General features: G+C 69.5%; 11 protein-coding genes and 1 pseudogene. 5 read left to right on the top strand and 7 right to left on the bottom strand.

Going from position 1 to position 10012, the window contains the following annotated elements; all coding sequences use genetic code 11:
• Positions 1 to 27 precede the first annotated feature (27 nt).
• A complete protein-coding gene (locus ABD844_RS47440) occupies positions 28 to 633 on the top strand; it encodes a helix-turn-helix domain-containing protein (protein WP_344894753.1) in 606 nt (201 codons plus the stop codon).
• A 120-nt stretch (positions 634 to 753) separates the two neighbouring features.
• Here the strand turns inward: ABD844_RS47440 and ABD844_RS47445 are convergent, their stop codons facing one another.
• From ABD844_RS47445 to ABD844_RS47455, 3 genes are all read right to left on the bottom strand, one after another.
• The gene (locus ABD844_RS47445) at positions 754 to 1881 is read right to left on the bottom strand and encodes an SMI1/KNR4 family protein (RefSeq protein WP_344894756.1); all 1128 of its coding nucleotides are present in this window, start codon (positions 1879 to 1881) and stop codon (positions 754 to 756) included.
• A 194-nt stretch (positions 1882 to 2075) separates the two neighbouring features.
• The gene (locus tag ABD844_RS47450) at positions 2076 to 2714 is read right to left on the bottom strand and encodes a response regulator (RefSeq protein ID WP_344894759.1); all 639 of its coding nucleotides are present in this window, start codon (positions 2712 to 2714) and stop codon (positions 2076 to 2078) included.
• Between the two features lie 389 nt (positions 2715 to 3103).
• Positions 3104 to 4231 (bottom strand): sensor histidine kinase, encoded by a 1128-nt coding sequence (locus tag ABD844_RS47455; protein WP_344894762.1) that lies wholly within the window; start codon positions 4229 to 4231, stop codon positions 3104 to 3106.
• 166 nt (positions 4232 to 4397) lie between these two features.
• Between ABD844_RS47455 and ABD844_RS47460 the strand changes: the two genes are divergently transcribed.
• The 3 genes from ABD844_RS47460 to ABD844_RS47470 are packed head-to-tail and all read left to right on the top strand — an operon-like array spanning position 4398 to position 7569.
• Entirely contained in the window at positions 4398 to 5864 is a 1467-nt protein-coding gene (locus tag ABD844_RS47460) for an alpha/beta hydrolase (RefSeq protein ID WP_344894765.1), read from the top strand.
• On the top strand, positions 5861 to 6820 hold the full coding sequence (locus ABD844_RS47465) for an ABC transporter ATP-binding protein (protein WP_344894768.1): 960 nt from the start codon (positions 5861 to 5863) through the stop codon (positions 6818 to 6820). The genes ABD844_RS47460 and ABD844_RS47465 overlap by 4 nt, the downstream gene beginning before the upstream one ends.
• Positions 6817 to 7569 (top strand): ABC transporter permease, encoded by a 753-nt coding sequence (locus tag ABD844_RS47470; RefSeq protein ID WP_344894772.1) that lies wholly within the window; start codon positions 6817 to 6819, stop codon positions 7567 to 7569. The genes ABD844_RS47465 and ABD844_RS47470 overlap by 4 nt, the downstream gene beginning before the upstream one ends.
• Before the next feature lie 46 nt (positions 7570 to 7615).
• Here the strand turns inward: ABD844_RS47470 and ABD844_RS47475 are convergent, their stop codons facing one another.
• Together ABD844_RS47475 and ABD844_RS47480 are read right to left on the bottom strand one after the other, a co-directional pair.
• Complete coding sequence (locus ABD844_RS47475) at positions 7616 to 8170, bottom strand: dihydrofolate reductase family protein (protein WP_344894775.1); 555 nt, start codon at positions 8168 to 8170, stop codon at positions 7616 to 7618.
• Between the two features lie 81 nt (positions 8171 to 8251).
• The gene (locus ABD844_RS47480; protein ID WP_344894778.1) at positions 8252 to 8392 is read right to left on the bottom strand and encodes a hypothetical protein; all 141 of its coding nucleotides are present in this window, start codon (positions 8390 to 8392) and stop codon (positions 8252 to 8254) included.
• A 158-nt stretch (positions 8393 to 8550) separates the two neighbouring features.
• On the opposite strand from ABD844_RS47480, the gene ABD844_RS47485 reads away from it, so the two are divergent.
• Positions 8551 to 8700, top strand: coding sequence for an ATP-binding protein (locus tag ABD844_RS47485; RefSeq protein WP_344894781.1), 150 nt, complete (start codon positions 8551 to 8553; stop codon positions 8698 to 8700).
• A 331-nt stretch (positions 8701 to 9031) separates the two neighbouring features.
• On the opposite strand, the gene ABD844_RS47490 is transcribed toward ABD844_RS47485, so the two are convergent.
• Positions 9032 to 9385 carry a DUF4288 domain-containing protein gene (locus ABD844_RS47490; RefSeq protein ID WP_344894784.1) on the bottom strand — a complete coding sequence of 118 codons (354 nt, stop codon included), beginning with the start codon at positions 9383 to 9385 and terminating at the stop codon, positions 9032 to 9034.
• Positions 9386 to 9635: 250 nt separating this feature from the next.
• Positions 9636 to 10012 (bottom strand): annotated as a pseudogene (locus ABD844_RS47495) (aminoglycoside phosphotransferase family protein); the annotation flags it as partial.

The following is a 10012-nucleotide window of genomic DNA, read 5'->3' on the forward strand; positions in this document are numbered from 1 at the left end:
ATCTTGCGGTTCTGGCAAGATGGCGGCGTGGATCACGAATCGGACGAGGTGCTTGACGCGGTGGGGCCGCGACTCCGCGCGCTGCGTCGTGACCGCGGCATCACCCTCGCCGCCCTCGCGGCGGCGACCGGCGTGTCGGAGAGCACCCTGTCCCGGCTGGAGAGCGGGCAGCGCCGGGTGACCCTGGAGTTGCTGCTGCCGCTGGCCCGTACCTACGGCGTTCCGCTGGACGATCTCGTCGGTGCCCCGCCCACCGGCGACCCCCGGATACACCTCAAGCCGATCAGACGGTTCGGGATGACCTTCGTGCCCCTGTCGCGGCGGCCGGGCGGGGTGCACGCGTTCAAGATGATCATTCCCGCCCAGCCGAAACCGCTCGAACCGACCCCGCAGACTCACGAAGGCTTCGAATGGCTGTACGTGCTCAACGGCCGCCTGCGGCTCGTGCTCGGCGAGCGCGACCTGACGCTGCCGCCCGGTGAGGCGGCCGAGTTCGACACGTCCCTGCCGCACTGGCTGGGCAGCGCCGATGGCGGCGCGGTCGAGCTTCTCATCCTGTTCGGCCTGCAAGGGGTGCATTCGCACGTACGCACCGGGGCTCATCGGTCGTCTCACGGCGGGAGCCCGCGGTGAGCCCAGCGGAGGCCGGCTCCGCGACGGGGCAGAAGCGGGATGCCCACGCCTGGACCGCCGCCGAGCGGAAAGAGCCACGCGCCGCCGCCTCCGACTTCACGGCGGCGAACTGACCTGCGTTCAGCCCCGTTTCGTGGCCAGGAGCTCGCGTCCGCGCTCCGGCGTGATCAGGCGGGCGGCCCGGGGGTCGGCCAGCAGGGCGATCGGTGCGATTTGGTCCTCGTGCGACGGGCGCCAGTGAACGAGGGCGTCGCGCAGGCGCGGCCAGGCGTCCTGGCCGGCGTCGAGAGCGGCATGCGCGGCAGCGTCGAACTCCGGGTTGCCGAAGCAGAGCCGGAACCCCGGTTCTTTCCGCCGCGCCTGATGACGGCCGAGCAGGTGCTTGACCTGCTCTGGGCCGCGGTCCCACAGGGACTGGAGCGTGGAACCAGCACCGAAGCGGCGAGCCTGTTCGTGCGCGGCGAACAGCAGCGGCAGGGCCTGCGTGGCGAACAGGCCCTCGTCCAGGGTCCACGACCGGGTGTCGTCGCGGGTGAGCAGCCGGTAGAACGGGTCGCCGTCCTCCTCCCTCAGTAAGATCCGCATCTGGTAGTCCAGGAACGAGGCGCGGTCACGGCCGAAACGCGCGGCCGGTGCGAACACGGCCAGCGGACGGCCCACCTCACCGCGCAGGCTCGCCAGCCGGGCTTCCTCGACCTTGGCGTCCCACTCACGCTGGGTTTCGCATCGGGGACGGTCGAGGGCGTGGAATCCGGCGTAGAAGTCGTACATCTTCTCGTAGAACGAGCCGTGCCGGTCAGGGCCACTGGCCGTCCATGAGAACACGTCGTAAGCCGCCCATTCGCCGTGCTCATCGACGTCGCCCGGGTCGAGGTAGACGGCGCCGGCGTCCGCCTCCAGGGAAATCAGCAACGATCGCGTCGCCGCGGGCTCTGCGTCATCCTCGTCCCAGTCGGCGTAGGCCTCGGCCCACCACGGCTCCAGATCGGTCAGCCAGCCGATCTCCTCGGTGCCGCGAAGGCTCCAGACGAAGTTGCCCGCGTGCCGCCAGCCGTTGGTGACCAGTAAGAACTCCCGCAACGATGGGGGCAGCACGCACCCCAGACGCGCCTCCAGGGCCTGTATCTCGTCTTCGGTGGCGGGCGGGCACCCGAGCCAGGGGCCGCCGTCCGGCTCCTCGTCGGGGTGGGCGATGCGCCACTCCTCGCTCCAGCGCTGGAGGAACGGCTTCCATGCGTGACGGTCCACGGTGGGCTCCTACGGCGTCGCACGATTCGGTCCCGCGAATTCCATCAGGTCCCACCGACATCCCCGGTGTCGGCGAGGTCGTCCCTTGTGCGACCCGGTCTGGCGCGCGTGGCGCGGGGTTCCGGCGTGGCCTGCCCGGTGTGCGCGGGCGTGGTGAAGCGCCGACGCGGCCTGCGGTTTCGGCGCGCGGCCGGCTAACGCGGCGTGACCAGGCGGGCCTCGTAGGCGGCGATGACGAGCTGGGCGCGGTCGCGGGCGTTGAGCTTGGCCAGCAGGCGGCCGATATGCGTCTTCACGGTCCCGGGACTCACCTGGAGCTGCACGCTGAGCTCGGCGTTGGACAGCCCGTGGGCGACGAGGGTGAGCACCTCGCGCTCCCGGTCCGTCAACGTGTCGAGCCCGTGAAAGGGCTGCCGGACCGGTCGCCGTACGAACTCCGCGATCAGTCGGGTGGTGACGGTCGGCGCGAGCAGCGTCTCACCCGACGCCACCACCCGGATCGCCTTCAGAAGGTCGTCCGGAGGCGCGTCCTTGAGCAGGAACCCGCTGGCACCCGCCCGCAGCGCCGAATAGACGTACTCATCGAGGTCGAACGTGGTCAGGATGAGCACCCGAGTGTCCCTGGCGATCTGCCCGGTCGCGGTGATGCCATCCATCTCGGGCATTCTGACGTCCATGAGCACCACGTCGGGTGACACTGTGCGTGCCAGCTCCACCGCCTCCCGCCCGTCGCGGGCCTCCCCGACCACGGTGAGATCGTCCTCCGAGTCGATCAGCAAGCGGAAACTGCCGCGCAGGAGCGCCTGATCGTCGGCGATGAGCACCCGGATCACGAGCCTCGCCCTGCCGCACCCACCCGGACCAGGCCCGGCCCGGTCCGGGCTCGCCCTGCCCGGACCCGCCGACTCCGCGTCCGACGGCTCACGCTTGTGCTCCTCGTCATCACGTCCATCATGACCGATCCACGCCTACCGCTCGCACCACGCCGATGCCTTCTCGGAACGCCGGCCGCATGCACATCCAGGCGCCACTGCGGCGCTCTGCCGAGGGGCCCTCCGTTCGCGCACGCCCGCGCTTCGCGAACGTCGGCCGTACGCACATCCAGGCGCCACTGCGGCGCTCTGCCCTGGGGCCCGCCGTTCGCGCACGCCCGCGCTTCGCCGGAACGCGTCCGGCGCCGCGCCCACTCCCTCCGTCGAGAGGGGGGGAACTCCCGGGCGGGTCAAGGGATCTCCCATGACGCGTGCACGCCGAACCCCCTTCCCGGACGCGGGCCGGCCTCGAAGGTGCCGCCGTGCAGCAAGGCCCGTTCGCGCATGCCCGCCAGCCCGTGCCCGTCCGGCCGCCCCGGCAGCACCCGCTGCCCAGGCCCGTCGTCGACCACGGAGATCCGCAATCTCCCCTCGGCGACCGACACGCTGGCCTGGCAGCGGGCGGGTGCGGCGTGCTTGACGACGTTGGTGATCGCCTCCTGGACGATGCGGTAAACGGCCGGCGCCATGCTGTCGGGCACGGTGCCGTCCACCGACAGATCGACCTGCACACCGGCCTCCGCCGCGCGGTGCGCCAGGGACGGCAGGTCGGCGAGCCGGGGAAGCGGCGTGCTGTCGGGCGCGCTGCCGGGTGCGCGCAGCGCGCCGAGAAAATGGCGCATCTCCGCGAGCGAGCCGCGCCCGATCTCCTCGATGGCCCGCAACGCCTTGCGCCCTTCCTCCGGATGCTTGTCGAGGACCTTGGCCGCCACCCCCGCCTTGACGGTGATCATGCTCATCGAATGGGCGACGACGTCGTGCAGCTCGCGCGCGATCCGCAGGCGTTCGTGGGCCGCCGCCTGCTCGGCCTGCCTCCTGGCCTCGCGGGCGGCGAACTCGCGGCGGGTGCGCGCCGCCGTGCCGAGGCTCCAGCTCGCTCCGACGGCCAGCCAGGCCGTGCCGATGACGAAGACGGGGTCGGGCCAGCCGTTGGGATATTGTGGTGGGCCCGGCATCGAGACCAGCAGCGAGCCTCCGCTGACGAGCAGGCCCGACACCAGGGCGATCGCCGATCGCCGCACCGGCAGGCCGGTCGCCACCGGGTAGATGGCCAGGGCCGTCACGACCGTCGGCATCAGCCGGTTGGTCTGCAGCGCGAGCACGGCGAGACCGATCAGGAGCGCACCGTAGTAGGCGGGCTCCGGCCACAGCCGCCGCACCGCCACGGGCAGCACGAGCAGCCAGCAGAGCGCCGTGGTCGCGGCGTTCGCGGCCGGCTCCGGCGGACTCACCGTGGACGCCAGCGCGAGCAGCACCGCGACCACGGTGTCGGCCAGGATGAGCAGCCAGGGTGGCGGCCGTCGGGCGAGCAGATTCACATCTCGACGTTATCGAGGAACGGCCGGGGGCGAATCGGAGCACGGGCCGTCAGACCAGGGTCGTACTCCGCCCGCGTACGCTCACACCGTGTGACCCTGGTCCGATCCGAAAGATCGGATCCGGCTCCGATGTGCGGACCCGCCGCCGTACAGCATCGTTGCCGCCATGAACCGACGCAGACTCATCGCCCTGTGCCTGGCGGCCTGCCTCGCCGTGCCGCTCGGCGGTATCGCGCTGGCCTCCGCGCAGGCCCACGGCCTCGTTTGGAAGGACTGTGGTGACGGCCTGCGATGCGCGGAGCTGGTCGTTCCCGTGGACTGGGCCGATCCCGGCGGGCCCAGGACCTCGGTGCACGTGGCCAAACTGTCCGCGACGGGCAGGAGCATCGGGCCGCTGGTCGTCAACTTCGGCGGGCCCGGCACCAGCACGGCGATGCTCAGGCGGAAAAACCAGCCCGACGCTCAGGCGGAGCTGCCGAGCCTGCTCGACGAGCTGCAGCGGAGCTTCGACGTCATCGCCATCGACCCGCGCGGCCTGTCGGAGCCCGCGAGCGGCAGGCGCGCGAGCTGCGCAGAGCCCGACGCCTCCATCTACGGGCTGCTCCTGGCCAGGACAAAGCAGGACTGGGACGCCCACGCCGCCAAGAACGCGGCCCATCAGGCGAGCTGCCGCATCATGGCCAAATCGGCCTGGCGCGGGATGACGGCGTGGAACGTGGCGCACGACCTCGACGCCCTGCGCGCCGCACTCGGCCAGGACAAGCTCATCTACGCGGGCAACTCCTACGGCACCGTCTACGCCCAGGCCTACCTGGAGCTGTTCCCGCAGCGGGTCGGCCGGATGTACTTCGACGGCACCGCCGATCACACCCAGCAGGAGTTCGAGCCCTGGCTACGCAACTACGCGCGCACGCAGGAGCGCCATCTCACCCGCTTCCGCGACTGGTGCGCCCGCCGCTCCGACTGCGCCCTGCGCGGCACGGACGCCGGCGAGGCGTGGGACGAGCTCGTCGCCAGGGTACGCCGCGCGCCACTGCCGGCGTCGGCCGGCCGGACGGTGCACGAGGGGCAACTGTACGCGGGCGCGGTCAAAGGCATGAATCCGGCACTCTGGCCCCAGCTCGCCACCGCCATCCGAAAGGCGCTCGACGGCGACGCCAGTGACTTCCTGGAGGAACTGCTCCCGGATGAGGGCGGCACGTCCGTGAGCCAAGATTCTTTGTGCAACGACTTCATGCCGGAGCTGCCGACGTACGAGGAGTTCCAGGGCATCGAGGCCAGACTCCGTGAGATCGCGCCGAGGTTCGGCTGGCTCGAGGGACGCTTCGAGCTCGGGCGATGCTGGGGCCGCAGCGGGGGCGCGTCATGGGCACCGCACCCGTTGCGCGTGAAGGACGCCCCGCCGATCCTCTTCGCGATCGGAGAGCTCGACAACAACACCAACTATCGCGGGCAGGCGCACGTGGCCGAGCAGATCCCGTCCGCGCGCGTCCTGTGGCACGGCGACGGCCACGCGTCGTGGGCGAGAAATCTCTGCCTGCGGCGGCACGTCAGCGCCTACCTGACCACGGGGGAGTTGCCCGCGCCGGGCACGCGCTGCCCGGCCGAGATCATCCAGAAGGTGGGGAAATGATCGAGGTCACAGAACTGACGAAGCTGTACGGCTCCACGCGCGCGGTGTCCGGGCTCACGTTCGCCGTCAAACCCGGACAGGTCACCGGTTTCCTCGGGCACAACGGCGCCGGCAAGTCCACCACCATGCGCATGATCCTCGGCCTCCACACGCCCACGTCGGGCAGGGCGTTGATCAACGGCGTCCGCAAACACGACCTGCGCGACCCCATGCGCGAGGTTGGCGCCATGCTCGACGCGGCCGAGGTGCAGGGCGGGCGCAGCGCGTTCGCCCACCTCCAGGCGCTGGCGTACGCGGGCGGGATCGGGCGCCGCAGGGTCGTGGAGGTGTTGGAGGAGGTCGGCCTGGCCGGGGCGGCACGCAAGCGGATCGCCGGATTCTCCCAGGGGATGCGCCAGCGCCTCGGCATCGCGGCGGCACTACTCGGCGACCCAGGAGTGCTCATCCTCGACGAGCCTGCCAACGGCCTCGACCCCGACGGCATCCGCTGGCTCAGGACACTGCTCAGATCCCTGGCGGCCGAGGGGCGCACCGTCCTGCTTTCGAGCCACTTGATGACCGAGATGTCCCTCACTGCCGACCGGGTCATCATCATCGGCCAGGGCCGGCTGATCGAGGACGCCTCGATGGCGGACCTGCTGGCCCGTTTCCAGAGCGGCGTACTGGTCCGATCACCCCACGCGGCCCGCCTGTCCAGGGCACTCGAAGCGGCCGGAGCAACAATAGGCCCGGCCCGGGACACCGACGCCGGTGACGAGCTGGTGCCCGGTCGGCCCGCAGCGGCTGGAGCCGATGCCCGCCCCGCGCGCGACGTCGGCGCCGGAGCGGAACTGCTGGTGACCGGCCTGACCGCAGCCGTCATCGGTGACATCGCCCTGGCGAACGGCTGTGCCGTTCACGAGCTGGTGTCGCGCCGGACATCGCTGGAGGAGGCCTTCATGGAGATCACCCAATGATCAACGTCATCGCATCGGAATGGCTCAAGCTGCGCTCGCTCCGAGCCACCTATTACGTCCTGGCCGCCACGCTCTCGGCCCTTGCGCTCACCGGCTTCGCCGCGTACTCGATCTCGCGCTACTTCGACACCAACGGCCCCGGCGGCGATCCCGTCGGCACGGGTCTCAGCCTCAGCGCCGACATTCCCCCTGTGCTGTTCGGCATGCTGGGCGTGTTCGCCATCTCCGGCGAATACACCACCGGCATGATCAGGCTCACGCTGACCACGATCCGGAGCCGGTGGACGCTCCTTCTGGCCAAGGCCGCCGTGGTGGCCGCCGTGGCCCTTGTCGCGGGCCAGGCGCTGGCGTTCGCCACCTTCTTCACCGCACAGGCCGTGGTGGCCGGGCGTCCGATCGGCGCCTCGTTCGCCGAACATGCGGCCCTGGCCGAGGTCCTGACCACCGGCGTGGGCTCCGCCGTCGCCGGGGTGATGGGGCTGGGGCTGGCCACGGTCCTGCGTTCGACACCGGGAGCGCTCATCGCGCTGGTCGTCCTCCCGCTGTCCCCGACCGTGCTCGAGCGCTTCCTCCCGGCTCCGTGGAACGACTGGGTCAGCTCCCTGACGATTCCGTCGCTGGCGAGGCAACTGGCCGCCATACCCGACGCCGGAGCCTTCGGTCCCTTGACGGCCGCCGCCATCCTGGTGGGTTACGTCGTGCTCTCCCTCCTGCCGGCAACCCTGGCGATCAACCACCGCGACGCCTGACCGGACCCCTCGCGGGTGCGCCCGCGCGGGGTCCGTTCCTGGTCGGTCAGGGTCGTACGTAGCGCCGGAACATGATTCCTGAGGCGAAGGTACGGTGCTCGACCAGGCGCAGCCGCAGTGCTTCGCTCACGGGCAGGTACGGCTTGCCGCCCCCGATGATCACGGGGAGCGCGTACACCCAGAACTCGTCGATCAGGTCCAGCAGGGAGACGGCCAACTCGGCGCCACCGAGTTGGAGGGTGCCGTCGAGCTCCTGCTTGAGGCGCGTCACCACGGACACGGCGTCCTTACGACGGACGATCGTGAGCCCTTCGGGGACGGTCTGGAGGGTGTCGGAGAAGACGTACCGCGGCGTCTCCTTGTAGAGCTGGGCGAACTCCCGCTCGATGGCCGGGGCGCCTTCCTTGCCGAGGTCCTGCGTCCAGGGCTTTTCCATCGCCTCATACAGCCGCCGCCCGAACAGGAACGCCGCGGTCCGGCGAACATGGTCGTTCGCCGCCTGCTGAAAGTCCTCGGCCGGGTCCATAAAGTCCATGCCACCGTCGAGGTCCTCGATGTAGCCGTCGATCGAGGTGTTCATCCAGTAGATGATCTTGCCCATAAACTCTTCCTTGGTCGTTGAGATCGTCCGGAGTGGAGACCCGGTGGCGCGCCGGAACTCATCGCAGGCAGGGCGGCCAAACTATCCTCTTCCGGATGGACTGAGTTCGTGTCGGACGGCCAGGCCGCTCAGTATGGCTTTCAGGCCGAAGGTGAAGCGGCCTTCCAGGACGTCGGTGTCGTCGTGGCCGGTGAAGCCCGCGTGAGCGAGGATGTTGATCAACGCGGCATTGAACAACGTCACCGGTGCCGGGGCCGGCACGTGGCCCGCAAGCGGAGGATGAAGGCAGAGTCTAACAACGCCTCTCGCACCTCACGAATCAGGGAAACGAGAGACAACCAGGTGCCCAGCTAGCAGCCGCAATCCTCGGGCAGGAACATGTGCCATCCCCAGATGACTGGGCCAAGACCTTCACCGACCCCTGCCTCTGCGCCGCCATGCTCGACCGCCTCGCCTTCGGCCGCGACACCATCGAGACCGGCACCAACTCCTACCGCCGCGCCCAGACCCGCGCAACCCAGCAAGCCTGACCAGCCGACTATGCCCGCTATCAGCCTCGACACCACCTACGCCCTCGAACTCGCCGAGTTCCTACTGTTCGTCGCCGACCGGCTCGCCGCAGACCCTGCCAGGCTGCCGCCATCGCTCCTTGCCTCCGTCGGCCGCCCCGCCTACGGCCTGGCCGCCCGCCGTGCACCGCAAAGTAGCGCTGCGTAGTCGATACCACCGGGCGTAATTGGCATAGGACTTGATATCAAGCACCGCGTTCTGCGAAAACACGCAAGATCGCGTATCGCACCCGACTTATCCCGTCATGTTCGAGCCGAAACCGTCCCTGGGATGGCCCGGAGTAGAGGGCTCTTACGGTCGGTTCTGAGGTCCTTCCGGCAGGCCATTGGCCACGAACAGGTCCCGGTAGCGGGCAAGGCTGTCGAATGACCGCGACAGCAGGGTGACCCCTGTCTCAGGCTCGTTGACCTGGAGTAGCTGCAACGACGCTATTCCCAGAAACAGCCACGTCACCTCTTCACCGAAGGCGTTGCCATAACTGATCTCGCCCGCCCGCCCCAGCGCTGTGGCCACTTGGCGGGCGGCATCCTCCGAATTGGCTCGTACCACCGTCACATCTTCACTGAAACGTGGTGGTGCGTAACCGCCCTCTACCTCCGTCCTGTAAACCAGCGCCACGCCATAAAGGAACTCCGTCTCGCCCATTGGCCCTCCCTTGATGGTCGAAACAGGCAACAGGGTGCCCGGTGCGAACTATGATCCCTGATCACCTGCGATAGCCAGGAAGAATTCCTCTATGGGCCCTGACACCGGCGGCCAGCGTCGTAACTCGGCTGCACCGGCAAACGCCCGCGCCGGGTGCGGTCACTTCTCGCGAACAAAACCACTGGGCGGACGTCATTGATGTGGGCCTCACCTGCTGCTGATTAGCGAACGAGTCGAGACACCAGGAAAATCAGGCCGGGGCCAGTTCGAGCGCATGCTGCAGGTTGTGCTCGGCGATGTCCGCCATGAACGCCCGGTCGGGGAAGTCCCCGTCGAGCAGTCGCAGCGGCCCCGCCGTCAGCGAGAGTCGCTGAGCGAGCATGTAGAGCGCGAGCCGGTCCTCGTCCAATCCGTCCGCCTGCAGGGGCCCGTAGCCGTCGTGCAGGCGGATTCGCAGGAAAACGTGCTCCCACTCGACGTCGAAGTACATCAAGCCCTCGATATCGATCAGCACGGGGTTCCCGTCCGCGTCCACCAGCACATGATCGGGCCCCAGTTCGCCGTGCACGACCGCGTACTCCGTCCGGGGCGCCACCGCTGCCGCCAGGGTCAGCAGTCGCTCCTCCA

Source organism: Nonomuraea antimicrobica, from assembly GCF_039536965.1.
GTDB classification, from domain to species: domain Bacteria; phylum Actinomycetota; class Actinomycetes; order Streptosporangiales; family Streptosporangiaceae; genus Nonomuraea; species Nonomuraea antimicrobica.

Bases quoted from the DNA above. Each gene is read 5' to 3' on its own strand.
- ABD844_RS47460 (WP_344894765.1), top strand. From the start codon at position 4,398: ATGAACCGACGCAGACTCATCGCCCTGTGCCTGGCGGCCTGCCTCGCC.
- ABD844_RS47465 (WP_344894768.1), top strand. From the start codon at position 5,861: ATGATCGAGGTCACAGAACTGACGAAGCTGTACGGCTCCACGCGCGCG.
- ABD844_RS47470 (WP_344894772.1), top strand. From the start codon at position 6,817: ATGATCAACGTCATCGCATCGGAATGGCTCAAGCTGCGCTCGCTCCGA.
- ABD844_RS47475 (WP_344894775.1), bottom strand. From the start codon at position 8,170: ATGGGCAAGATCATCTACTGGATGAACACCTCGATCGACGGCTACATC.
- ABD844_RS47490 (WP_344894784.1), bottom strand. From the start codon at position 9,385: ATGGGCGAGACGGAGTTCCTTTATGGCGTGGCGCTGGTTTACAGGACG.